This is a genomic window from Streptomyces iranensis (genome assembly GCF_017874715.1).
Taxonomy (GTDB): Bacteria; Actinomycetota; Actinomycetes; order Streptomycetales; family Streptomycetaceae; genus Streptomyces; species Streptomyces iranensis.
Map to the genome: position 1 here is coordinate 17,781 of NZ_JAGGLR010000002.1, position 22,241 is coordinate 40,021.

A 22,241-nucleotide genomic window follows, 5' to 3' on the forward strand; every position below is an offset into this window, starting at 1 on the left:
TGCGCTCCCGTGGGTGGTGCCGCGGAAGGGGATGTCTCCTGGTATTACGTCCCCGTTCGGGAGGAGTGGCCGTGCACGGACCGCCGCTCATCGGCTGGCTGCTGGTCGCGCTGTGCGCGGCCACGGGTGGCTACTGTCTGCTGCAGATGCGCGGTGAGCCACCTGGGCCGGGGCGGCGGATCGCGGGCGCCGAGGCGCTGATGGGGTGGGGGATGGCCGTGATGGCGGTGCCGTCCGCCGTGCTGGACCCCCGGCCCTGGGGTCCGCCCGCCTTCGCGGCGGTCTTCGCCGTGGCGGCCGTAAGGGCGCTGCTGCCGGTCCCGCGCGGCATGGGGCTCCCGGGGCACCGTCTGCATCACGCCGTCGGAGCGCTGGCGATGGTCTATATGGCACTCGCGATGATGGTGGGCACCACGGGCAGCCACCATCACACCGGCAGTATGACCCCGGGCCGGATGGCGGGCGGGGTGCCGCTGCTGACCGGGGTGCTCCTCGTGTACTTCGCGGTCTACGTCGTACGGTCCGGGCTGCGGCTCGTACCGATGACGGACGGGGCCGTGGACGGGGCGGTGGACGGCGTGGGGGCGGGACCGCCCGGTGCCGGCTGGTCGCGGCGGCCCGAGCTGCGGCATGCCTGCAGGCTGTCGATGGGCATAGGGATGTTCGCCATGCTGTTGGCCCTGTGAACGGGCGGCGGGCCGGGCCGTGGCCTGATCCGTAGCCGCACCGTGGTGGTATGCGTCACTTCCCCGCCGTGACCGTACCCGGCCGGAGCGTCGCGATCATAGGCTGACGGCCATGATGGTCCCGTTCGCGCTGATGGGCCTTGGCGCACTGGCGGCGGCAATGGCGCCGCGCCTGCTGTCCCGCTCCGACTGGATCGACCGCGAACCCGTGCTCGCCCTCTGGGTGTGGCAGTGCGTGGTCGTCGGAGTGCTGCTGTGCTGCGCGCTGACCATGGCGCTCACCGGGGCGGCCGCCTGGGATGCCGTGCGCGGCAATGTCTTCGCCCCCGCGCCCAAGGGCGTGGTGGAGGCGTACGCGCTGTCCGGCTACGGGCCGTTGGCCGCGCCCGTCGCCCTCGTGCTCGCCTTCGGGGCCGTCTGGAGCGCGGTGATGCTCACCCGCGAGATCGGCCGCGCCCGCGCCTGGCGCAGGCAGCACCGCGCCGAACTCCTCGTCCGCTCCCCCGCCTTGCCCGGTGAGGAGCCCGGCGAGGAGCGCCTGGTGGTCCTGGAGAGCGACAAGCCGGACGCCTGGTGGCTGCCGGGCACCACGCCCCGGCTCGTCATCACCACGGCGGCGCTGCGCCGTCTCAAGGGCCGTCGGCTGGACGCCGTCATCGCCCATGAGCAGGGCCACGCCCGCGCCCGCCACCACTGGCTGCTGCACTGCTCGGGCGCGCTGGCCAGCGGCTTTCCGCAGGTGACGATGTTCGCGGCATTCCGCGACGAGGTGCACCGGCTGGTCGAGCTGGCCGCCGACGACTCCGCGTCACGGCGCTTCGGGCGGACGACCACCGCGCTCGCGCTGGTCGAACTCAACGAGGACCGCGGGGTGTTCGGCCCCTGCCCCAGCGCGCTCGCCCAGGTGCCGCAGCGGGTGGACCGGCTGCTGGCCCCGGCCTCCCGCCTCCCCGTGGCGCGCCGCTGGCGCCTTACGGCCACCGCGGCGCTCGTCCCGGCCGTCCCGCTGCTGGTCACGCTCGTCCCGGCGCTGCGGGTGCTGGGATAGGCGTTCTCCGCGTCCTCGGCACAACGGCGGCTCCCGGCTCGGGGAAGATCGAGGGCCTCCTGGCTCCGAAGCCCGCCCGTCGGCGATCATCGACCCATGCAGTCGGCAAACCTCCACCGCCGAGCCGCCCGCGCCGCGGCCGTGTTCACCGCGCTCTTCCTGGTGCTGCTCGCCCTGGTGGCCGCCCATTGGGGGCCGCTGGGGACCGTCGACCGGGACATCGTCGTCAGCCTGCACCACTCCGCCGTACGGCACCATGGCTTCACCCGGGCCAACAGAGTGCTCACGGACTGGTTCTGGGACCCCTGGACGATGCGTGCGCTGCTGGCCGTGGCCGTGGGGTGGCTGCTGTGGCGCCGGGAGTGGCGGCTCGCGCTCTGGGTGGCCGTCACGGCGGCGCTGGGCACGGCGCTGCAACAGGCGGTGAAGGCCGCGCTCGGCCGGGAGCGTCCCCGGTGGCCGAATCCGGTGGACTCGGCGCACTACGCGGCCTTCCCGTCCGGCCACGCCCTGACCGCGACCGTCGCCTTCGGGCTGCTGCTGTGGCTGCTGGCACTGCACGGGGCACCGGCGAAGTGGCTGCGCCTCATGGCCGCCGTGGGGGCGGTGTCCGTGCTGGGCGTCGGCTTCACCCGCCTCTATCTGGGCGTCCACTGGCCCAGCGACGTCCTGGCCGGCTGGCTGCTGGGCGCGGCGCTGGTGTACGGGGCGATCGCCTCGTACGAATACGTCCAGAGCCGTACCAGGGAGCGCGAGGCGTCCCCCGAGGGGAGAGCGCAGTCATGAGCGATCTCGGTCCGAGGCCCGCGGACACCGCGTCCACGTCCCCGGCCGACGCGTCGCTCAGCCGCAGCCGCAGCCGCAGCCGCAGGTGTTCAACGTGGTAGAGGGCCTGGTCCAGCAGTTCGGCGACATGGTTGTCGTACAGCGAGTACACCACCGAGCGGCCCTCGCGGGTGCCCACGGCCGCCATCTCCTGCTGGAAGCCGTCGGCGCCTGATGGAACGCGGCGGTCAGTAGACGTCGCGCAGATAGCGTCTGTCGGTGGCGAGTTGCTTGACGTACGCCGCCGCCTCGGTCTCGTCCATGCCGCCGTGGACGGTGGCGATGTCCCGCAGGGCCTGGTCGACGTCCTTGGCCATGCGGGAAGCGTCGCCGCAGACGTAGAAGTGCGCGCCGTCCTGGAGCCAGGACCACAGCAGGGGGCCGTGTTCGCGCATGCGGTCCTGGACGTATTTCTTGGCGCGCTCGTCGCGGGAGAACGCGGTGTCCAGGCGGGTGAGGATGCCCTCGGCGAGGAACGCGGTCAGCTCCTCCTCGTAGTAGAAGTCGGTCGCGCGGTGCTGTTCCCCGAAGAACAGCCAGTTCGGGGCGCGGTGGCCGCGGGCCCGGCGTTCCTCCAGGAAGGCGATGAAGGGGGCGATGCCGGTGCCGGGGCCGACCATCACCGTCGGCGTGGCGGGGTCGGCGGGCGGGCGGAAGTGCGGTGCGCGCTGGACCCGGACCGGCACCGGGGTGCCCGGCTCGGCGTCTGCGAGGAAGGGGGAGCAGACGCCCTGGCGCGGACGGCCGCCCAGGTTCTCGTAACGGACGACGGAGACTGTCAGCGACACCAGGTGGGGGTCGGTCAGCGGGCTGGACGATATGGAGTACAGGCGGTGCCGCAGGCGCCCCAGCAGATCGGTCCACTCCTGCGCTCCGGCCCGGACGCCGGACTCGGCCAATACGTCCACGGCCTGCCGTCCCCAGGACCACTTCGCCGGCTCTCCCTTGTTGTCCGGGCGCAGGAGCTTCCGCAGATCACGGGGGTCGCGGGTGCGATCGGCGATGAAGCGCAGCAGGTCGGGGGTGATGCGGGTGATGTCGAGATGGCGCGACAGGGCCTCGGCGAAGGGCACCTCTCCCACGTTCTCGACCTGAACGGTCGCGTTCGCGTCGAGGCCGGTGGCGGCCAGCCACTCGGCCACGAGTTCGGGCCAGTTGAGCGACTGCACCGCCAGGGCGTCACCGGCCTCGTAGCCCAGCGGGGTCTCGCTGTCGCGGGTGTCGAAGGTGAAGCGGCGGACCTCCTTGCCCGCGCCCGGCAGGCTCAGGCGACGGTTGCCGGTCAGGCGGGCGGCGGCAGGAGCGGGACGGTTCGGCCGGGGAGCCGTCCCGGCCGCGGGGGCCGGAACGGCATCGCCGCCCTCGCCGCCGGGCTGCTGCCCCCCATCGCCACCATCGTGCTGGTGGCCGTGACCCTGGCCGGGGCGCTGCCGGTGTACCGGCGGGTGGCCAAGGAGAGCCCGCACGGCCAGGGATCGATCGCGATGCTGGAGCGGCTGCTGTCGTTCTGGCAGGGCAAGCTCTTCGTGCTGGTCCTGATGACCTCCGCCGCCGTCGCGGTCACCATCGCCGCCCGCGGCGCCCGGCAGCGGTGAGGTCGGCGTGCGTGATCCGTCCGACTTCGAGACGGCGGTACGGGTGCGCGGCGAGGTGCTGCACGGCCGGTACCGGGTGCTCGCCCTCGACGGCTCCAGCATCCCCAACTCGCCGGCGGCCCTGCTGCTCCACATACGGGACGGGACCGGGCAGCGGCCGCACATCTACTTCGAGTCACCCGGGAAGTGCTCCGCGAGGCCGAGCCCGACAGGGCACGTCGGCCGCACGTGCACGTCGGCTGACCGCCAGGGTCCTGTCGCGGATGGGGACGGCGGTGACCCGGGCCGTGCGCGTATCGGCTGCCCCGTGAGGCCCGCACGTCCTTGACGGCCTCACACGGGAGGCTCTTGGGCCGGTGCCGCGGCGTCGGCGACGATCGCCCGCAGTGCCTCGATGTGGCCGTTGAAGGCATCCCGGCCGGCGCTGGTGAGCCGGGCGCGCACCTTCCGGCGGCTGCCGCTGAGTCGGCGCTCCGTGGCTACGTACCCGGCTTCTTCGAGTGTCGTGAGCTGCTTGGAGAGCGCCGAGTCGGACAGTTGGAGCCGGTCCTTGAGAAAGGCGAACTCCGCCCAGTCGGCGGCCGCCAGGGTCGCCACCAGCGACAGCCGGGTGCTGGGATGGATCAGCTCGTCGAACCGCGGCTTCGTCATGCCCGCGCCCACCGACGCAGAACGCGCAGCATTTCCGGTCCGCCGAACCCGACGACGGCCGCGGTCAGCACCGCCGCCCAGATGCCGGCATGGCCGGCGCCGTCGGCGTCGAGCCCGAGTGCCACCAGGACGGTGACCCCGATGAGCCCGAGCAGCATGCCGACCACGACCAGGGGGATACGGTGACCGGCGACCGCCGCGCTCACCTGGAGCCGATCCGTGCGTCGGCGTCCGTCGAGCAGGCGCGACGCGAGCACCCCGTGCCCCACGCCGAAGCCCACGGTCGCGACCCCGGCCGGCCAGGGCGGCAGCACATTGCCGAGCACGCCCAGCAGGAGCCAGCCGGCCGCCATGGCCCACCAGTAACCGCGGGGCAGGCCGACTTCCTCGGCCACCTGGCGCCGGGCACGGTCGGCCGCGTCGAGGGCGGTGCGGGCCTGCTCCGGAGCGATGTCGTCCATGACGAGACCTCACTTTCCTATCGGGAAAGTAAGCGTCCTACTTTCCCGATAGGAAAGTCAAGGGTCGGAGGAGCCACGGAGTGCCGGGCGGGTGGCTCTGACGCGGGGTGGGGGCCTCAACGCCTCGCGTGGCGGATCTTCAAGCGTCCGAACCCCACGGCACCGGAGATCCGGATCTTCGGGCCGCCGGGGCCACCCGGGCCGCCGGGGAGGGAACGTTGCGGCCGGGGCTTGTAGCGCAGGTCCTTCCAGCCGGTGCTCAGTCCCTCGACGTCGACGATCGCGTCGCGCGGCACCGTGATCCTGGCCCTGCCGGTGCCGAGCGCCAGCTCGATGTCGATGACCGGATGCTCGATGACCGCACGGGACAGGTCCAGGTGCACCCTGCCGAACGCCGACTCGACCTTGAGGGTCCGCGGCACCCGCCATGGGCCGCGCCGCCGGATCCGTCCGCTGTGGGCGGCGATCGTGGACGTGGCGCCCGGGGGCTCCGCCGGGAGCGAGGCCAGGGCCGACGCGAGCTCGTCGTGGGTCGTGGCGGTGAGCACCGTATGGAGGCGCTGGTCCATCTCCTCGTGCGAGATGTGCCCTTGGGCGTACGCGTCCTGCAGGCGCCGCACGGCCGTGTCGCGGTCGTCCTCACTGACGAGTGACGGCGGGTTTTCCGGCGGAGGGGTCACCGTCGCACTCTACTGCCATGTCCCGCGCCGGAGCCGCGGTGATGACCCGATCCGGCGGACCCGTGCGGTCACGGCACTAGCCATGGGCGGGAGGGGTGTCCTGCGGTTCGGAGGGGGCGAGGAGGTAGGAATGGAGCTGCCCGAGCAGTTCGGCGATGCCCTCCCTGTCCGCGCGGTAGCGGACCAGCTTGCCGCTGCGCGTCGACTGGAGCAGTCCGCCGCGCCGGAGGACCGCGAGGTGCTCGGAGGTGGTCGACGGGCCGAGTCCGGCACGCTCGGCTGCCTCGCCGACGGTCAGCTCCTCCCCGTCGGCGAAGTGCGCGAAGAGCTTCTGACGGGTTCCGCTGGTCAGCGCCTTGAGGAAGACCTGGAGGTCGTCGCCGGGCACGGCGGCCCCGGGGCGTATCGCCCGCCTCGCACCGGAGTCCGCCCGCCCGGACACCCGCTCGCCGGCCGCCTGTGGGAGCTCGTCCGGGGCCCGGTACGGGCTGCGGGGGACGCGGAGGGGGCGGTGGAGGTCGAACTCGGTCGGGGGGATGTCCAGGGCCGAGCACGCCTCGCGGACGACGTCCCGTTCGCTCTCGTCGAAGTAGCCGTCGGCGCAGCCGATGACGATGCCGATCTGGATGACGGCCCGCGCCTCGGCGGGCCTCCTCTTCGCCTTGCCGATCTCCCGCATGGCGCTCGCCGTGCCGAGGGCGAAGTCCGTGGTGAGCTCGTCGAGGTGGTCCTCGAAGCGGCGGTGCAGATCGTCCGGGGGGAAGTTCTGGAGCACGTCGTTGGTGGCGATGAGCTGGGCGACGCGCCGCCGCTCGGACGGGTCGATCGTGCCGTCCGCCGCCGCCACCAGGGCGCACATGGCCATGCTCGCGTCCCGGAACGCCCCGCTCTGCAACTCGTGCTTCTTCGCCGTGAGTTGAGCCTGCATCGTCTGGACCGAGTCCTTGAGGCGGTCCCACAGCGTCATCTGCATCTCCTTCTCAGTAATACCTCCATTGTGGGGAGAAAACAGAATCTACAGGTTTGTAGAGTTCCCTCGCGCGCGGGGCCACGGCCTCCTCGGCGGCATCCGGCGCGGCGCCCGGCCGGTGGGCGCCCCTGGTCCCAGCCCCGCCGCCCCGTGCGTCACAATGACTGCACGAGGCGACGGGAGCCAGGAAGCCGGTGCGAGTCCGGCGCGGTCCCGCCACTGTGACCGGGGAGCGGTCCTCCCGCATGTCACTGTCCGCGGACGCGGATGGGAAGGCGGAGGTGAGCGACGATCCGGGAGCCAGGAGACTGACCCGTCGCCGGTCCGATGGCAGGGGCGAGGACACCCCGGAGAGGATCGACCGTGACGACGCGCGCCAGGACGGAGCCGACGCACCGGCCGGAACCCGGCAGCCGGCCGGAACGCGGCAGATGGCCGGAACCCGGCAGACGAGGGGTGCTGGCCGCCGGCGGCGCCCTGGCACTGGCCGGGTCCGGCCTGCTCGCCGGGTGCGGCGCGGACGCGAGGGACGGGGGAGGCAGCGACCGGTTCCGCGCCGCGTTCACGGCCGGCGGCTCGCAGGAGACCCTCGATCCCCATGTCGCCCCGAACTTCGTCGACCAGGCCCGTGCCAAGGCCCTGTACGACACGCTCGGCACGTACGCGGACGACATGTCCGTCCGTAAGCGGCTCGCGGAGTCCTGGGAGAGCGACGCGTCCGGGACCCGGTGGCGGATACGTCTGCGCACCGCGGAGTTCCACGACGGGAAGCCGGTCACCGCTGGGGACGTCCTCTACAGCTACCGCCGCGCCGCCGACCCCGCCACCGGATCCCCCTCGCAGGTGCTGCTCTCCGCAATCGACTCCGAGGCGAGCAGGGCCGACGGCCAACGATCCGTCGTCTTCGCGCTGAAGGCTCCGAACTTCGAGTTCCCCACCGTCTTCGCCGGGCCCGGCACCGAGATCATCCCCGACGGGACGACGGACTTCGGCAAGCCCATCGGCTCGGGCCCCTTCACCTACGTCTCGTTCACCCCCGGCGGCACCGCCCGGTACCGGCGCTGGGCGGACCACTGGGACGGCGCCCCGCACGTCGCCGAGCTGGAGATCGTCCCCGCGAACGAGGAGTCGGCACGGCTCAACGCGCTGCTGTCCGGACAGATCCACTACGCCGCTGACATGGCCGGCGCCTCCGTCAACCGGCTGAAACAGGACGGCTCGACGCGGCTGTTGACCGTGGAGCGGGCCACCGCCCAGCAGTTGCTGCTGCGTACCGGCCGCAAGCCGTTCGACGACCCACGGCTGGTGCGCGCCGTACAGCTCGGGCTCGACCGGGAGGCGCTGGTGCGCGTCGCCCTCGCCGGGCACGGCGAGCCGGGAAACGACCTGTTCGGCATGGGCCTGCGGGGCTACCCCGACGGCCTGAAGCCCCGCGAGCGCGACGTCGACGAGGCGCGGAGACTGGTGAAGCGGGCCGGCGCGGACGGGCTGAAGATCACCGTGGAGACCAGCTCGGTCGATGCCGCGTGGGAGCCGGCCGCGGATCTGATGGCGCGGCAGCTGCGCGAAGTGGGGCTGAGGCTGACCGCCAACACCCGCGCATCCAGCACGTACTTCAGCGAAATCAAGACGAACGGCGTCGCCGCCTTCAACACCACCTCCACGCTGCCCGTGTCCGACTTCCTCCAGCAGCGGGTGCGTGGCGGAGCGGCCCGCAACCAGACGCAGTACGCCTCGGAGAAGTTCGACGCGCTGCTGGAACGCGCCCGCACCACCCGCGACGAGCGGGACCGGCTGGCCCTGCTCGCCCGCGCCCAGAAGCTCGCCCGGGACGGGTCCGGGCTGCTGGTGTGGGCGTTCTCCGATGCCAACGACGCCATCGGCGCGTCGGTCCACGGCCTGCGCGCCGCACCGCCGAACTCCCACGACTGGGCGCGGTTCGACCGGGTTCGCGTCGGCTGACGTGCGTGGCTACGTCCTGCGGCGCACACTGCTGGCCGTTCTGCAGTGTCTGGTGGTGCTCGTCGCCGTGTTCGCCGTCGGTTCGCTGCTGCCCGGCGACACGGCCGACGTCCTCCGCGGCGAACTCGGCACGCCCGAACAGGTGACGGCGCTGCGCACCCAGTTGGGGCTGGACGAGCCGGCCTGGGCCCGCTTCGGGCACTGGCTCGGCAATCTGCTCACCGGCGACCTCGGGAACTCCCTGACGACCGGGGTGCCGGTGGGCGACGACATCGGCCGCCGTATCGGGGTGACGCTGTTGCTGGGCGTTCCGGCGCTGGTTCTGGTCATGGTGGCGGCGCCACTGCTGGGCACGGTGTCGGGACTGCGGGAGGGCAGTCGCCTCGACCGGACGCTGAACACGGCGGCCGTCGTGCTGCACGCCGTCCCGGAGTTCGTGCTCGGGCTGCTGCTGGTCGCCTCGGTGTCGCTGGCGGCCGGGCTGCTGCCGGCCACCGCCGTCGGCATGGACACGGCCGCGCTGCTGGCCCAGCCGGCCGTGCTGGTGCTGCCGGTCACCGTTCTGACCGCCCGGCACCTGTGTGATCTGGCGCGGCAGATCCGGGCGGGCGTGGCGGCCGAGCGGCACGGGCCCGTCGCCGAGCACCTACGGCTGCTGGGGATGCGGGAGCGGACGGTGGTGCTGCGCCATGTGCTGCCGGGCGCGCTGGGTCCCGCGGCGCAGCAGTTCGCCCGCTGTGTGGAGGGGCTGCTGGGCGGTGCCGTACTGGTGGAGGCGGTATTCGGCTTCCGCGGGCTGGGCAGCGGTTTCGTCGAGGCGGTGCAGAACCGGGACATGCCCCAGGTGCAGACGTACGCGCTGCTGTTCGCGGGCACCGCAATCGTTGTGAACCTCGCCGCCGACCTGGTCGCCCACCGGCTGGCACCGCGCCTGGAGGTGACGGCGTGAGCTCGCGGGAAGACGCGATCGTGCCGGAGGACGAGACCGTACGGGAGGGGGCCGGCGCCGCGCGCGTCCGCCGACCCCGCCGTCCGTGGGTCGCTCTGGTGCTGCTCGGTGTGCCGGTGCTCGCGGCCCTGCTGGGGCCGTGGCTGGCCGGGGACACGCCGTCGGCACAGGGCGCGCTGCCGTCGCAGCCGCCGGGCGCCGGGCATCCGCTCGGTACGGACGTCCTGGGCCGCGATGTGCTGTGGCTCGTGCTGCACGGCGGCGCCTCGATCCTGGGCAGCGCCCTGGCCGCGCTGCTGATCGGCATGGCCGCCGGGGTGCCGCTGGGGCTGTTGGCCGCGGGGCCGCGGCGCGGCCTGGACGAGACGGTGATGCGCGGCCTCGACCTGCTGCTCGCCTTCCCCGGACTGCTGGTGCTGATGACCCTGGCCGCGACGGGACACCGCGACTGGTACTGGCTGGTGACGGTCGCCGGGGTGCTCCAGGTCCCGGCCGTGGCGCGCCTGGTGCGCGGAGCCGCGCTCGCGCCGGGCACCCGGACGGTCGTCGAGGCGCTGCGGATGCAGGGGCGCGGCTGGGCGTACATCCATCTCCGGCACTTGGCACGGCAGTTGGCCGCTCCCCTGGCCACGGACGCGGGCGGCCGGTTCTCCGTGGTGCTGTACCTGCTGGCGTCCGCCAACTTCCTCGGCCTGGGGCTGCCGGTGTCCTCGCCGGACTGGGCGGTACTCATCGAGCGCAACGGCGACACCCTGTTCACCCAGCCCGCCGCGGTGCTGGTGCCCGCCGGTCTGCTGACGGCGCTGTGCGTCGGCGGCAACCTGCTCGTGGACCGCGTCCTCGCACGGAGGAGGAACCGGTGAGCGGAGGAGGCGAAGAGCCGGTGAGCGGAGGAGGCGAAGGGCCGGTGACCGGCACCGCCCATGTGCCGCTGCTGCACGTACCGGAGGTCTCCGCGCATGCCGACGGGGCGCAGCGGCCGCTGCTGGACCGGGTCGGACTGACCGTTCCGGCCGGTGCCGTCACCGCCGTCGTCGGCCCGTCGGGCAGCGGCAAGACGACGCTCGGCCTGGCGGCACTCGGTGCCTCCCGCAACGGTGTGCGGCTGACCGGACGCGTTCTGCTAACGGGTACGGACCTGCTGCTCCTGACACCGGCCCGGCGTCCCGCGGCCCGGACGGGCCGGGCCGCGCATCTGCCGCAGCACCCGGAGACCGTACTGGATCCGGTCCGCCGGGCCGGTGGCGCGCTGACGGAGCTGGCCGCCCTCGGGCACCCGGAACGGGCCGCGCGCAAGCCCGCCGCGCGCCGGGCACTCGCCCTGGCCGGGCTGGAGTGGGAGGCCGTCCGCCGCCGCTTCCCGCACCAGCTCTCCGGCGGCCAGCAGCAGCGTCTGGCGCTCGCCTCCGCCCTGGTGACGGGGGCCCGGCTGCTGGTGCTGGACGAGCCGACGAGCGGCCTGGACCCGGCGCTGGCGCACGCCCTGGGCCGTACGGTGCGGGCACTCGCGGACGACGGCGCGGGCGTACTGCTGCTCAGCCACGACCTGGCGTTGGTGCGGGAGACGGGCGACCGGGTCATCGTGCTGGAACACGGCCGGGTCGTGGACGACGGGCCGGTGGCGGACGTCCTCGGCGGTCACCGGCGCGCCGGTGCCCCCGTCCCCAGCGACGGGCCGGCCGCCACCGGGCTTCCGGCCGTCCGCCACCGGGCCACCCGGGAACTCCTCACCGCGGAAGGCGGCGGCGGCGCGGGCAGAGAGTCGAGCTGGACGACGGCTGACCCGACGACGCCTGACCCGGCGGCGTCCGGTCCGACCACGACCGGCCCGCCGCGAGACGGGTCCGCTCCGGAGGACCCGGCGTCAGCGGACCGTGCCGGGGTCGCCGCCATGGAGATCGTCGTGCGCCGCCGGTCCGGCGATCCCCTGGCCGGGCCGGTGTCGATGGCGTTCCCGCCCGGCCACAAGATCGCGCTGCTCGGGCCCTCCGGCTCGGGCAAGACGACCTTCGGACGGACGCTGGCCGGGCTGACCACACCGACCCGGGGCGAGGTACGGCTGGACGGCCGACCGCTCCCCCGCCGCATCGACCGGCGTACGCCCCCACAGCGCCGCGCCATCCAGTACGTGCGCCAGAACAGCGCGGGCTCCTTCGAGGAGCACCGTCCGGTCCTCGGGCAACTCGCGGACACCGCACGGCTGCTGCGCGGCCTGCGCGCCGAGGAGGCGACGGCTGAGGCGATCGAGGCGGCCGGTGCGCTGGGGCTCGACCAGGCGCTGCTGCACCGGACCCCGGACCGGCTCTCCGGCGGCCAGCTCCAGCGCTGCGCGCTCGTACGGGCGCTGACGGCGCGTCCGTCCCTGCTCGTGTGCGACGAAGTGACGTCGGCGCTGGACACCGTTTCCCGGCAGCGGGTCCTCGACGCGCTGCCCCGCCTTCTCGCCCCGGCCGCCACCGCCCTGCTGTTCATCAGCCACGATCTGCCCGCGGTCCGTGCGCTGACCGAGGAGGCCGCGCTGTTCGACGGCGGCCGCTGTGTGCGGCGCGGGCCCGTCGGCGACGTCCTGCCCGCCGCGTGGTCCGGCGCACCCGTCCGGGCCTGACCTGATCCGGCGTTGCCGGAACTGCTCCAGGCCATCAAGGTCCCGGAGGAGACCCACGAGATCGCGCGAGTGCCGCGCACCGCCTCGGGGAAGATCACCCGGCACATGCGCGGGCGCTGATGGACGCCGACTCCTCAAGCGAACGGGCCGAATACCGCGGCGTATTGCGATTCCGGCGCGCTGGGGCTGGGGCGCGGCACCCCTCCGGCCCGCGCCACATCACCCCTCCGGCTCGCGGGGCATCTCCGCGAGGGTGGTGCTGACCGTCTCCTCGGAGATCCCGCGCACCAGTCCGGGCCCCTCCGGGCCGTCCAGGACGAACGTCAGCCCATCGGTGGCCTTCTTGTCCAGACGCATCAGCTCCACCAGTTCGGAGACGGCGACACGCGGGGGCAGCCCGGTCGGCAGGCCGTAGCGGGCGACCACGTCACGGTGCTCGGCGACCCGTTCCGGGCCGATGCGCCCCAGCGCGCCGGCGAGCCGCCCGGCGAACACCGTGCCGATGGCCACGCCCTCTCCGTGCCGCAGCGCGAACCCGGTGGCACGTTCCAGCGCATGCCCCAGCGTGTGGCCGTAGTTGAGGAGGTGGCGCAGGCCCGTGTCGCGTTCGTCCGCGGCGACGACGCCCGCCTTGAGCGTCACACTGGCCGCGATCTGGTCGAGCAGCGGCAGCCGGTCGAGATCGGGCGCGCCGATGAAGTGGCAGCGGGCGATCTCGCCGAGGCCGTTGCGCCACTCCCGTTCGGGCAGGGTGTCCAGGTGGTCGAGGTCGCAGAGCACGGCCGCGGGCTGCCAGTAGGCGCCGACGAGGTTCTTGCCCTCGGGCAGATTGACCGCGGTCTTCCCGCCGACGCTCGCGTCCACCTGGGCCAGCAGCGAGGTCGGCACATGGACTACCGGTGTGCCCCGGTGGTAGAGGGCGGCGGCCAGGCCCACCGTGTCGGTCGTGGTCCCGCCGCCGCAGGACACCACCACATCCGAGCGGGTCAGCCCGAATCCGACGAACCGGCGGCACAGGTCCGTCACGGCGGCCAGGTCCTTGGCCTCCTCCCCGTCGCGCGCCTGTACGACGAGCGAGGGCACACCCGGGTCGGGGGTCCGCTCGGCGGGCCGCGCGGTGACCACCACCGCCTTGCGCGCGCCCAGGGCGGCCACCACCTGCGGGAGCAGCCGCTGCACACCGTGTCCGATGTGGACGGTGTACGAGCGTTCGGCCAGCCCGACGGTGACCTGCCGGGAAGCAGACGCGGAACTGGCGGCCGGACTGGAAGTCGACGTGGTCAAGACTGCCTTCCCCTCGCTTGCGCGGCCTCGGTGAGAAGCGTCTCGCGGGGCCGCGATCGGGTGTGAGCGCTTGCTGATCCACTAATCCTCTACCGCGATCGCGGCGGCCGGGCAGAGGAACGACGCCTCGGCGACGCTGTCGCGGAGCGCGAGCGGCGGGTTCGGGCCCAGCGGGACGACGGCCCCGTCCTCCTCCCGCTGGTCGAACAGCTCCGGCGCGGCCAGTACCCGGGCGAGGGTCTGCCTCAGCCCGATCGCGATGTACCGGAGCAGTTCGTCCATCGCGTTGGGTATCAGCCCATCGCCCGCCCGCGGCCGGGCGAAGGCCATGCTGCGGGCGATTCTCCGGCTGCTGCCGGACGCCGCCACCGCTCCCCAGCGCCCGAAGGCCGGGCCCCGCAAGGGATTCCAAAGGCGTCCCAACAGGGCGAACCCACCGGTTCGGGCGATCCCCCCGTGTCGCCCGAACCGGCGGAGACATGCGGCCGCCCTCAGGGGAACGGCGGACAACCCCACGCCCCCTGAGTATATTGGCTGTCAGCCAGCCAACACAGGAGTTATAGCATGGTCCCCCGAAACCCGTCGGTCAATGAGGAGTTGCGGCGCCGATCCCAGGCCCGTCTGCTGGAGGCCACGGTCGAGCTGATCGGCGAGCGCGGTTACGAGGCGACCACCCTCGCCGATATCGCCGACCGGGCCGGGGCGGCCCGCGGTCTGGTGTCGTACTACTTCCCGGGCAAGCGGCAGCTGCTGCAGACGGCCGTGCACCGGCTGATGCACATGGAGCTGGCGCGGGGGCTCGAGCGGGAGCCGCGGCCGGAGGGCGCGGAGGCCGGGCGGGAGCTGCTGGCGCGGGCCATCGACGCGATCCTGGGCCTGGCCCGGGACCGGCCCCGGCTGATGCGGACGCATATGGCGGGGATCCTCACGGCCGAGGGCTTCATCCAGTGCCCCGAGCAGCAGCGGCTGGCCCTCCTGCTGCGGGACACCGTCACGCGCTACGGCTCCGAGGACCCCGAGACCGACTACCGGCTGCTGCGCGCACTGCTGATGGGCGCGGTGGTCGCGGTGCTGCTGCCGGGCGCGCCGATGGCGCCCGAGCGGCTGCGGGCGGAGCTGTTCCACCGCTACGAACTGGACTGGGAGCTGGGGCTCCCGCCGGGCGATGAGCCGCCCGGCGGGAGCCGGATGAGCGCTCTGGGCTAGGGCCCCGGCGCTCAGCGGTAGTCGGGCTGCGTCTGCGCGTTGAGCTCGCGCAGCCGGACCGACCCGGCGCTGTCGGTGCGCCGGTCGTGGATCTTCAGGACATCGAAGCCCTTCTGGATGTCATTGGAGTAGATATAGCCGTTGTAGTAGTACGCGGACCAGGAGCCTCCGGTGACGAGCGCGTCGCTGGAGAGCGGCCCGCGCTCGAAGTAGCCGATCTCCTTCGGCCGGTCGGAGTCGGTGAAGTCCCAGATGGACACGCCGCCCTGGTACCACGCCTGGACCATGATGTCGCGGCCCTTGGCCGGGATCAGCGAGCCGTTGTGGGCCACGCAGTTCTCGGTGTCGGCCTGGTGGCGCGGGATCTTGAAGTAGTTCCGGAAGACCAGCTTGCGCTTGTCGCCCTTGCCGACGATGTCGTAGATGCCGTCGGCACCGCGGTCCTCTCCCACCTCGGTGTTGCAGGTGGCGGCCCCGCCACCGCCGAGCTCATCGGTGAACACGACCTTGGTGCCGCGCTCGTTGAAGGTGGCCGAGTGCCAGAAGGCGAAGTTCACGTTGTCCTCGACCCGGTCGATGACCCGCGGCTTCGCGGGGTCGGCGATGTCGAGCAGGACGCCGTCGCCCATGCACGCGCCCGCCGCCAGCTTCAGCTTGGGGAACGTGGTGAGGTCATGGCAGCCGGTGGTCTGGGTGACGCCGGGGTTGGTGGGCCCGCCGGGGTTTCCGCCGTCCGGGAAGAGCACGGGGAAGTCGATGACCGCGGCCTTCTCGGGCGCCTTACGGGGCACCTTGATGACGGAGATGCCGTCGTGCGGAGGCAGGCAGTCCGGGAAGGTGGCGCTGGGCGAGTACGAGGAGACGTAGATGTACACGTCCTTGCGCTCGGGCACCAGGGTGTGGGTGTGCGAACCGCAGGAGGTCTCGACGGCGGCGACGTACTCCGGGTTCCGCTTGTCGCTGATGTCGAAGACCTTCATGCCCTCCCACGAGGACTTCTCGGTCGCGGGCTGGGTGGTGCTGTTGCAGGAGTTGTCGCTGCGCGAGGAGTCGGTGGAGAGGAAGAGCAGGTCTCCTGAGACCGACACATCGTTCTGCGAACCCGGGCAGAGCACCTGGCTCACGATCTTCGGGCTCTTCGGCCGGCTGATGTCGTAGACGACAAAGCCGTCGTAGTTGCCCGCGAAGGCGTACTTGCCCTGGAAGGCCAGGTCGGAGTTGATGCCCTTGAGGTCCTGCTTGGGGATGTTGGTGAGGTGGCTGACATTGTCGCTGTGGACGATCTGGTCCACGCCGGGGATGTCGCCGTTCTCGATGGCGGCCTTGGCTTCCGACTGCTGACTCTTTGTCACCCGCTCCTTGTGAGGAGCGTCACCGGGGTCGGGCGTCGCGGCCGCCGGGCCCGCGGCCAGCAAGGTGGCCACCAGTCCGAAGGCGGCCGCGGCCGCGCCGAGGTATCTGCGCCGCTGCGGAGGTCTTTCCCACGGCTTCACTGCGTCCTCCCTTTGTCGCCGTCTCCGTTCGGAGTTGAACGGTTGACGGACCGGGGGAAGTATCGCTCTATCCATGTACACCACAACAGGTAGCAACATGTTCGTAAAGAGATTTTCCCAACGTGCCCGGATCGGGAGCCCCGCTGACGTGCTAAGACGGTCTGCGGATCCCAAGCGCCCCAGGAGGCCACGGTGTTGAACCGCCGTACGACGCTCCACTCCGCGTCCCTCGCGGCCGCCGCCGCGGCGGCCGCCCTGGCACTCGTCCTGACCGGCTGTGACGCGGAGAGCGGCGGTGCGGCCGACGCGGGCAAGGGCAAGGACGGCAAGCCCGCGGTGATCGCGCCGGGCAAGCCCGGCGAGGCGGCGAAGAAGCTCTCCGCCGAGGAGGCGGCGAAGGCGGGCGACGACGACTCCCCCAACACGGCCGACCGCTCCTACGTCCGCATGATGATCGAGCACCACCGGCAGGCCCTGGTGATGACCGGCCTCGCCGCCGACCGCGCCAAGTCGGGAGAGGTCAAGCGGCTCGCGGAGCGCATCGCGTCCGGGCAGAAGCCGGAGATCGAGGCGATGCGCGCCTGGCAGACGACAACTGGCGGCGAGCCGAAGGGCGGCGACGGGGACGGCCACGAGGGCCATGACGCGAAGATGCCGGGGATGGCCACCAGGGCCCAGCTCGCGCGGTTGCGCGCCGCCGAGGGAGCCGACTTCGACGCGCTCTTCCTCAAGCTGATGATCACCCATCACGGGGGCGCGGTCTCCATGGCCACGGATGTGCTGGCCCAGGGCAACAACGTCCGGGTGGAGGAGATGGCGAACGACGTGATCGCGCAGCAGAGCAGCGAGATCCGGCGGATGCGGCAGATGTCGTAGCGGGCGGCGCGGAGCCCCGGCGGACCGTCGGACCGGTCTGGAGCCCGGCTCGCGGCGCGGTCGCGGACCCATGGACCGGCGGCCGGGCGGTGTCACCCGCGCCGGTCACTCGGCGCGTAGTGCCGGACAGGGCGCCCCGCCGGGTGCGATGCTGGAGACATCCTGCGGAAGGAGCTCCTCGTGCTTCGAGTCGCGGTCATCGGTTCCGGGCCGAGCGGGGTGTACGCCGCCCAAGCGCTCGTCCAGCAGCAGGCCGTCCCCGAGGTGTCGGTGCATGTGCTGGACCGGCTGCCCTGTCCGTACGGGCTGGTGCGCTACGGCGTCGCGCCCGACCACGAGAAGATCAAGTCGCTGCAGAACACGCTGCGCGCGGTCCTGGAGCACCCCCGGGTCAGTTTCCTCGGCAATGTGCAGGTGGGCCCGCCGCCGCTGGTGCCCGAGCGGCTGCTGGGGCTCTACCACGCGGTGGTCTACTGCGTGGGCGCGGCCACCGACCGGCGGCTCGGCGTTCCGGGCGAGGAGCTGCCGGGCAGCTTCTCCGCGACCGAGTTCGTCTCCTGGTACAGCGCCCATCCGGACGCGACCGTCGACTCCTTCGCGCTCGGGGCGGGCTCCGCCGTCGTCATCGGGGTGGGCAACGTGGCGGTGGACGTGGCGCGCATTCTGGCCCGTGGGGCGGAGGAGCTGAGGCCCACCGATGTGCCGCACGCCGCCCTCGGGACGCTGTCCGAGAGCCAGGTCTCGGACGTCCATATGGTCGGCAGGCGCGGGCCGTCGCAGGCGAAGTTCACCACCAAGGAGCTGCGCGAGCTGGGCGCGCTGACCGGCGCCGATGTGCTGGTACGCCCGGAGGAGCTGGCGCTGGACCCGGCGTATGTGGACCCCTCGGGGCTGCCGGGGATCAACCGGCGCAATGTCGAGGTGCTGCGCGACTGGGCGCGGCGCGAGCCCACGGGCCGGCCGCGCCGGATCCATCTGCGGTTCTTCCTCAAGCCGGTGGCGCTGCTGGGCGAGGGGGCGGTGCGCGCGGTGCGCTTCGAGCGGACCGCGCCGGACGGGCACGGCGGGGTGGCGGGCACCGGGGTGTTCGAGGACATCGAGGCGCCGCTGGTGCTGCGGTCGGTGGGGTACCGGGGGGTGCCGCTGCCGGGGCTGCCGTTCGACGAGGAGCGCGGCACGGTCCCCAACGCGGCGGGGCGGGTGCTGCGCGGCGGCGCGCCCTCGCCCGGGGAGTACGTGGCGGGCTGGATCAAGCGCGGGCCGACCGGGGTGATCGGCACCAACCGCCCGTGCGCCAAGGAGACCGTGGCCTCGCTGCTGGCCGACGCGGAGGCGCTCGCCGCCCGCCCGGTGGTGGCGGATCCGCTGCGGGCGCTGCGCGAGGCCGGGGTGGAGCCGGTGGAGTGGACCGGCTGGCTGCGGATCGAGGCGGCCGAGTCGGCGCTCGGCGAGGCGCTGGGGCGTACGAAGGTGAAGATCCCGGACTGGACGGGGCTGCTGGGCGCGGCGCGCGGGCAGGAGTGACCCGGGCCGGGCGCCGGTCGGCTTCCACCGGCGGTCGGCGGGTCCACGCGGTCGAAGGGGTTGGCACCGGTCCGCGGGTCCACGCGGTCCAAGGGGTTGGCACCGGTCCGCGGGTCCACGCGGTCCAAGGGGTTGACACAGGGCGGCAACACCCCTGAAATCAACAGATTGTTTAAGCCTTCTACGGTCGCCTCACCCTGATCCGCCGCCCAACCCTGCGCCGCGCGAGGAGCCGCCATGACGTCCGTACGCCATCCTGTGGACGAGGTGCCGCCGCCCGGCCGGCTCGCCGCCTTCGGACTCCAGCATGTGCTGGCCATGTACGCGGGCGCGGTGGCCGTGCCGCTGATCGTCGGCGGGGCGATGAAGCTGTCCGCCGCCGACCTGGCGTATCTCATCAACGCCGATCTGCTGCTGTGCGGTATCGCCACGGTCCTGCAGTGCGTGGGGCTGTGGCGGTTCGGCGTGCGGCTGCCGATCATGCAGGGCTGCACCTTCGCGGCGGTCACCCCCATGGTGCTGATCGGCACGCAGGGCGGCGGACTGCGCGCGATCTACGGCTCGGTGATCGTGGCCGGGGTGGCGATGATCGTGCTGGCGCCGGTCTTCGGGCGGCTGCTGCGGTTCTTCCCGCCGCTGGTGACCGGCACGGTGATACTGATCATCGGTCTTTCGCTGCTGCCGGTCGCGGGCAACTGGGCGGCGGGCGGCCAGGGCGCGCCGGACTTCGGCGCGCCGAAGAACCTGGGCCTGGCCGCCGGGGTGCTGGTCCTCGTCCTGGCCGTGCAGCGCTTCGCGCCGGGATTCCTCGGCCGGGTGGCGGTGCTGGTGGGGATCGTGGCCGGGACGGCGGCCGCGATACCCCTGGGCTTCACCGACTTCTCCGGGGTGGGTGACGCCGACTGGGTCGGCGTCTCCACCCCGTTCCACTTCGGCACCCCGACGTTCGAGACCCCGGCGGTGGTGTCCATGCTGGTCGTCGCGCTGGTCACGATGACGGAGACCACGGGTGACTTCATCGCGGTGGGCGAGCTGACCGAGCGCCCGGTCGACGGGCGGCGGCTGGCGGACGGACTGCGCGCGGACGGCGCCGCGACCGTGCTCGGCGGGGTCTTCAACACCTTCCCGTACACCGCCTTCGCGCAGAACGTCGGCCTGGTGGGGATGACCCGGGTGCGCAGCCGCTGGGTGGTCGCGGCCGCGGGCGGCCTGCTGGTGCTGCTCGGGCTGGGCCCGAAACTGGGCGCGGTGGTGGCGGCGATCCCGGCGCCGGTGCTGGGCGGGGCGGGTCTGGTGATGTTCGGTACGGTCGCGGCGAGCGGGCTGCGCACGCTGGCCGGGGTGGACTTCCGGGACAACCACAACCTGACGGTGGTGGCGGTGTCGGTCGCCGTGGGGCTGCTGCCGGTCGGCGTGCCGGGAATCTACAAGGAGTTCCCGGACTGGTTCCAGACGGTGATGGACAGCGGGATCAGCGCCGGGTGCGTCACCGCGATCGCGCTCAATCTGCTCTTCAACCACCTGCCGGGCGGGCGGACTTCAGCCCCGGTTGCCGCCGAGGCGCCCCTCCTGGAGGGCCGCGGCGGCGAGGACGCTGTCGAGCAGTCCGGGGAACAGCGCGTCTAGGTCGTCGCGGCGCAGCGCGCTCATCTTGGCGGTGCCCCGGTAGATCTGGTGGATCACACCGCATTCGCGCAGCACCCGGAAGTGATGGGTGGTGGTGGACTTGCTGACCGGCAGGTCGAAGACCGAACAGGACAGCTCGCAGTTCTCCTCTTCGAGCGTCCGCACCACCCGCATCCGCATGGGATCGGAGAGCGCGTGCAGCACGTCCTCGAGGCGGATCGCCTCGCGCCGCGGATGCTCCAGCGAGCGCCCGGACGCCTGGGGCTGGGACGACGCCCGGGACTGGGGCGCGGTCGGCGTGGTCTGCGTCTGCACGGCTGCTCCTCATCGCCTCGTTCCGAGACCTCCAGTGTAGTTTGACGATCGCCGTACTACTTCGGCTCCGAACTACTCGAGGCCCCGGACGGGACGGCGGTGACGCTCGCGGTCTACCGGACCGCGCGGTGGTACTGGTCCGGATTGTGCACCTGACCACCCAGTTCGGCCGCCGCATGGCGGGCGAAGTAGGGGTCACGGAGCAGTTCGCGGGCCAGCAGGACGGCATCCGCCTCGCCGTTGGTGACGATCTTCTCCGCCTGCTCCGCCTCCGTGATCAGCCCGACCGCGGCCACCGGCAGCCCGGTCTCCCGGCGCACCCGCGCGGCGAACGGCACCTGGTAGCCCGGCTCCACCGGAATGCGCACACCGGCGGCGTTGCCACCGCTGGAGACGTCGAGGAGGTCCACTCCGTGGTCCTTCAGCAGGGCGGCGAGCCGGACGGTGTCCTCCGGGGTCCAGCCGTTCTCCTCCAGCCAGTCGGTGGCCGAGACGCGGAAGAACAGCGGCAGTTCCTCCGGCCAGACCGCGCGGACCGCGTCGACGACCTCCAGGGCGAAGCGGACGCGGTTCTCGAAGGAGCCGCCGTAGCCGTCGGTGCGGTGGTTGCTGTGCGGGGAGAGGAACTCATGGAGGAGATACCCGTGGGCGCCGTGGATCTCGGCCACCTCGAAACCGGCCGCGAGCGCGCGCCGTGCCGCGTCCGCGAACTGGCGGGTGATCTCGCCGATCCGCTCCTCGGACAGCTCGTCCGGCACCGGATGGCCCTCGTCGAACGGGACCGGACTGGGCCCCAGCGGCTGCCAGCCCCGCTGGTCGGAGCCGAGCGGCGCGCCGCCCCTCCAGGGAGCGTCGGTGGACGCCTTACGGCCGGCATGGGCGAGCTGGACGCCCGGGACGGTGCCCTGCCCCTTGAGGAAGCCGACGATCTTACGGAACGCCTCGACCTGGGTGTCGTTCCAGATGCCGAGGTCTCCGGGGCTGATGCGGCCCTCGGGGGACACGGCCGTCGCCTCGACCAGGATCAGTCCGGTGCCGCCGGCGGCGCGGGCGCCGTAGTGGACGAAGTGCCAGTCGTGCGGGACCCCGGCGCCCTTGTCCGGGTCCGCGCTGTACTGGCACATGGGCGACATCCAGAGGCGGTTGGGGATGGTCAGCGACCGCAGGGTGAAGGGGTCGAAGAGGGCACTCACGAACGTCTCCGTTTCTCCTCGTGGGGTCCGGTCGGACCGCCGCTTAGTACGGTAACCACCGTAGTACGACGATCGTCAAATTACGAAGCCCGTCGTATGACGCACATGACCTTCTGTGGCGCGGGTGGCCTCTGTGGTGTGGGTCGCCTTCTGTGGCACGGGTGGTCTCCCGTGGCGCCATGCGCTCTCGGATGACGCGGTTGCTTCCGCGCCGTTGTCAGTGGGTGGGTGCAGACTCTGTGATGACGGACACATCCATCCGTTCCGCCGTCCCGTCCCGCACTCCAAGGAG

At 72.6% G+C, this 22,241-nt stretch carries 21 protein-coding genes, 4 pseudogenes and 1 riboswitch; of the genes and pseudogenes, 13 read left to right on the forward strand and 12 right to left on the reverse strand.

Annotated features, from left to right (window positions below):
• Positions 1 to 71 precede the first annotated feature (71 nt).
• The 3 genes from J2Z30_RS03665 to J2Z30_RS03675 all read left to right on the forward strand — a co-directional run bounded on the left by J2Z30_RS03665 (position 72) and on the right by J2Z30_RS03675 (position 2,520).
• A complete protein-coding gene (locus tag J2Z30_RS03665; RefSeq protein WP_044579112.1) occupies positions 72 to 686 on the forward strand; it encodes a DUF5134 domain-containing protein in 615 nt (204 codons plus the stop codon).
• Positions 687 to 798: 112 nt separating this feature from the next.
• A complete protein-coding gene (locus tag J2Z30_RS03670) occupies positions 799 to 1,734 on the forward strand; it encodes a M56 family metallopeptidase (RefSeq protein ID WP_044579110.1) in 936 nt (311 codons plus the stop codon).
• 96 nt (positions 1,735 to 1,830) lie between these two features.
• Positions 1,831 to 2,520, forward strand: a complete 690-nt coding sequence (locus tag J2Z30_RS03675) for a phosphatase PAP2 family protein (RefSeq protein WP_044579108.1) — start codon at positions 1,831 to 1,833, stop codon at positions 2,518 to 2,520.
• Positions 2,521 to 2,587: 67 nt separating this feature from the next.
• Here the strand turns inward: J2Z30_RS03675 and J2Z30_RS03680 are convergent.
• Together J2Z30_RS03680 and J2Z30_RS03685 are read right to left on the reverse strand one after the other, a co-directional pair.
• Positions 2,588 to 2,695 (reverse strand): annotated as a pseudogene (locus tag J2Z30_RS03680) (transcriptional regulator); the annotation flags it as partial.
• A 52-nt stretch (positions 2,696 to 2,747) separates the two neighbouring features.
• Positions 2,748 to 3,911 (reverse strand): annotated as a pseudogene (locus tag J2Z30_RS03685) (diflavin oxidoreductase); the annotation flags it as partial.
• Here J2Z30_RS03685 and J2Z30_RS03690 point away from each other — a divergent pair.
• A pseudogene (locus tag J2Z30_RS03690) lies at positions 3,897 to 4,142 on the forward strand (amino acid transporter); the annotation flags it as partial. The pseudogenes J2Z30_RS03685 and J2Z30_RS03690 overlap by 15 nt on opposite strands.
• Before the next feature lie 19 nt (positions 4,143 to 4,161).
• Positions 4,162 to 4,482, forward strand: coding sequence for a hypothetical protein (locus tag J2Z30_RS03695; RefSeq protein ID WP_044579104.1), 321 nt, complete (start codon positions 4,162 to 4,164; stop codon positions 4,480 to 4,482).
• Between the two features lie 5 nt (positions 4,483 to 4,487).
• Here the strand turns inward: J2Z30_RS03695 and J2Z30_RS03700 are convergent, their stop codons facing one another.
• The 5 genes and pseudogenes from J2Z30_RS03700 to J2Z30_RS49315 all read right to left on the reverse strand — a co-directional run.
• Positions 4,488 to 4,805: a winged helix-turn-helix domain-containing protein gene (locus J2Z30_RS03700; RefSeq protein WP_044582306.1), complete on the reverse strand. Its 318-nt coding sequence runs from the start codon at positions 4,803 to 4,805 to the stop codon at positions 4,488 to 4,490.
• On the reverse strand, positions 4,802 to 5,266 hold the full coding sequence (locus tag J2Z30_RS03705; RefSeq protein WP_044579101.1) for a hypothetical protein: 465 nt from the start codon (positions 5,264 to 5,266) through the stop codon (positions 4,802 to 4,804). Before J2Z30_RS03705 ends, J2Z30_RS03700 begins: the two co-directional genes overlap by 4 nt.
• Before the next feature lie 116 nt (positions 5,267 to 5,382).
• A complete protein-coding gene (locus J2Z30_RS03710) occupies positions 5,383 to 5,946 on the reverse strand; it encodes a DUF1707 SHOCT-like domain-containing protein (RefSeq protein WP_044579099.1) in 564 nt (187 codons plus the stop codon).
• Positions 5,947 to 6,022: 76 nt separating this feature from the next.
• Positions 6,023 to 6,388, reverse strand: a complete 366-nt coding sequence (locus J2Z30_RS49310; RefSeq protein WP_308279784.1) for an ArsR/SmtB family transcription factor — start codon at positions 6,386 to 6,388, stop codon at positions 6,023 to 6,025.
• 72 nt (positions 6,389 to 6,460) lie between these two features.
• Positions 6,461 to 6,913 (reverse strand): annotated as a pseudogene (locus tag J2Z30_RS49315) (tellurite resistance TerB family protein); the annotation flags it as partial.
• Positions 6,914 to 7,066: 153 nt separating this feature from the next.
• A riboswitch (cobalamin riboswitch) is annotated at positions 7,067 to 7,229 on the forward strand.
• Between the two features lie 50 nt (positions 7,230 to 7,279).
• On the opposite strand from J2Z30_RS49315, the gene J2Z30_RS03720 reads away from it, so the two are divergent.
• The 4 genes from J2Z30_RS03720 to J2Z30_RS03735 are packed head-to-tail and all read left to right on the forward strand — an operon-like array spanning position 7,280 to position 12,432.
• The gene (locus J2Z30_RS03720; RefSeq protein ID WP_308279698.1) at positions 7,280 to 8,878 is read left to right on the forward strand and encodes an ABC transporter substrate-binding protein; all 1,599 of its coding nucleotides are present in this window, start codon (positions 7,280 to 7,282) and stop codon (positions 8,876 to 8,878) included.
• Between the two features lies 1 nt (position 8,879).
• The gene (locus J2Z30_RS03725) at positions 8,880 to 9,827 is read left to right on the forward strand and encodes an ABC transporter permease (RefSeq protein ID WP_044579093.1); all 948 of its coding nucleotides are present in this window, start codon (positions 8,880 to 8,882) and stop codon (positions 9,825 to 9,827) included.
• Positions 9,824 to 10,690 carry an ABC transporter permease gene (locus J2Z30_RS03730; RefSeq protein WP_308279699.1) on the forward strand — a complete coding sequence of 289 codons (867 nt, stop codon included), beginning with the start codon at positions 9,824 to 9,826 and terminating at the stop codon, positions 10,688 to 10,690. The genes J2Z30_RS03725 and J2Z30_RS03730 overlap by 4 nt, the downstream gene beginning before the upstream one ends.
• Positions 10,687 to 12,432 carry an ABC transporter ATP-binding protein gene (locus J2Z30_RS03735; protein ID WP_308279700.1) on the forward strand — a complete coding sequence of 582 codons (1,746 nt, stop codon included), beginning with the start codon at positions 10,687 to 10,689 and terminating at the stop codon, positions 12,430 to 12,432. The genes J2Z30_RS03730 and J2Z30_RS03735 overlap by 4 nt, the downstream gene beginning before the upstream one ends.
• A gap of 219 nt (positions 12,433 to 12,651) precedes the next feature.
• Here the strand turns inward: J2Z30_RS03735 and J2Z30_RS03740 are convergent, their stop codons facing one another.
• Positions 12,652 to 13,716, reverse strand: coding sequence for a 3-dehydroquinate synthase family protein (locus J2Z30_RS03740; RefSeq protein ID WP_044579090.1), 1,065 nt, complete (start codon positions 13,714 to 13,716; stop codon positions 12,652 to 12,654).
• Positions 13,717 to 13,797: 81 nt separating this feature from the next.
• Entirely contained in the window at positions 13,798 to 14,046 is a 249-nt protein-coding gene (locus tag J2Z30_RS03745; protein ID WP_372453228.1) for a ferredoxin, read from the reverse strand.
• 234 nt (positions 14,047 to 14,280) lie between these two features.
• Here J2Z30_RS03745 and J2Z30_RS03750 point away from each other — a divergent pair, with 234 nt between their 5' ends.
• Positions 14,281 to 14,922, forward strand: a complete 642-nt coding sequence (locus J2Z30_RS03750) for a TetR/AcrR family transcriptional regulator (RefSeq protein WP_044579088.1) — start codon at positions 14,281 to 14,283, stop codon at positions 14,920 to 14,922.
• Between the two features lie 11 nt (positions 14,923 to 14,933).
• Here the strand turns inward: J2Z30_RS03750 and J2Z30_RS03755 are convergent, their stop codons facing one another.
• On the reverse strand, positions 14,934 to 16,415 hold the full coding sequence (locus J2Z30_RS03755) for an LVIVD repeat-containing protein (protein WP_044579087.1): 1,482 nt from the start codon (positions 16,413 to 16,415) through the stop codon (positions 14,934 to 14,936).
• Between the two features lie 192 nt (positions 16,416 to 16,607).
• On the opposite strand from J2Z30_RS03755, the gene J2Z30_RS03760 reads away from it, so the two are divergent.
• From J2Z30_RS03760 to J2Z30_RS03770, 3 genes are all read left to right on the forward strand, one after another.
• Positions 16,608 to 17,291 carry a DUF305 domain-containing protein gene (locus J2Z30_RS03760; protein WP_044579085.1) on the forward strand — a complete coding sequence of 228 codons (684 nt, stop codon included), beginning with the start codon at positions 16,608 to 16,610 and terminating at the stop codon, positions 17,289 to 17,291.
• 180 nt (positions 17,292 to 17,471) lie between these two features.
• Complete coding sequence (locus J2Z30_RS03765; RefSeq protein WP_044579083.1) at positions 17,472 to 18,815, forward strand: FAD-dependent oxidoreductase; 1,344 nt, start codon at positions 17,472 to 17,474, stop codon at positions 18,813 to 18,815.
• Positions 18,816 to 19,052: 237 nt separating this feature from the next.
• On the forward strand, positions 19,053 to 20,441 hold the full coding sequence (locus J2Z30_RS03770; RefSeq protein WP_044579081.1) for a nucleobase:cation symporter-2 family protein: 1,389 nt from the start codon (positions 19,053 to 19,055) through the stop codon (positions 20,439 to 20,441).
• Here the strand turns inward: J2Z30_RS03770 and J2Z30_RS03775 are convergent.
• Both J2Z30_RS03775 and J2Z30_RS03780 read right to left on the reverse strand, forming a co-directional pair.
• Complete coding sequence (locus J2Z30_RS03775; protein ID WP_044579080.1) at positions 20,355 to 20,756, reverse strand: ArsR/SmtB family transcription factor; 402 nt, start codon at positions 20,754 to 20,756, stop codon at positions 20,355 to 20,357. The two genes, J2Z30_RS03770 and J2Z30_RS03775, sit on opposite strands and share 87 nt — an antisense overlap.
• Before the next feature lie 113 nt (positions 20,757 to 20,869).
• Positions 20,870 to 21,949, reverse strand: a complete 1,080-nt coding sequence (locus tag J2Z30_RS03780) for an NADH:flavin oxidoreductase/NADH oxidase (RefSeq protein WP_044579079.1) — start codon at positions 21,947 to 21,949, stop codon at positions 20,870 to 20,872.
• Positions 21,950 to 22,241: the final 292 nt, after the last annotated feature.

Coding starts and splice junctions, on each gene's coding strand:
- J2Z30_RS03670 (WP_044579110.1), top strand. CDS start 799: ATGATGGTCCCGTTCGCGCTGATGGGCCTTGGCGCACTGGCGGCGGCA.
- J2Z30_RS03770 (WP_044579081.1), top strand. CDS start 19,053: ATGACGTCCGTACGCCATCCTGTGGACGAGGTGCCGCCGCCCGGCCGG.
- J2Z30_RS03705 (WP_044579101.1), bottom strand. CDS start 5,266: ATGGACGACATCGCTCCGGAGCAGGCCCGCACCGCCCTCGACGCGGCC.
- J2Z30_RS03750 (WP_044579088.1), top strand. CDS start 14,281: ATGGTCCCCCGAAACCCGTCGGTCAATGAGGAGTTGCGGCGCCGATCC.
- J2Z30_RS03700 (WP_044582306.1), bottom strand. CDS start 4,805: ATGACGAAGCCGCGGTTCGACGAGCTGATCCATCCCAGCACCCGGCTG.
- J2Z30_RS03675 (WP_044579108.1), top strand. CDS start 1,831: ATGCAGTCGGCAAACCTCCACCGCCGAGCCGCCCGCGCCGCGGCCGTG.
- J2Z30_RS03745 (WP_372453228.1), bottom strand. CDS start 14,046: ATGGCCTTCGCCCGGCCGCGGGCGGGCGATGGGCTGATACCCAACGCG.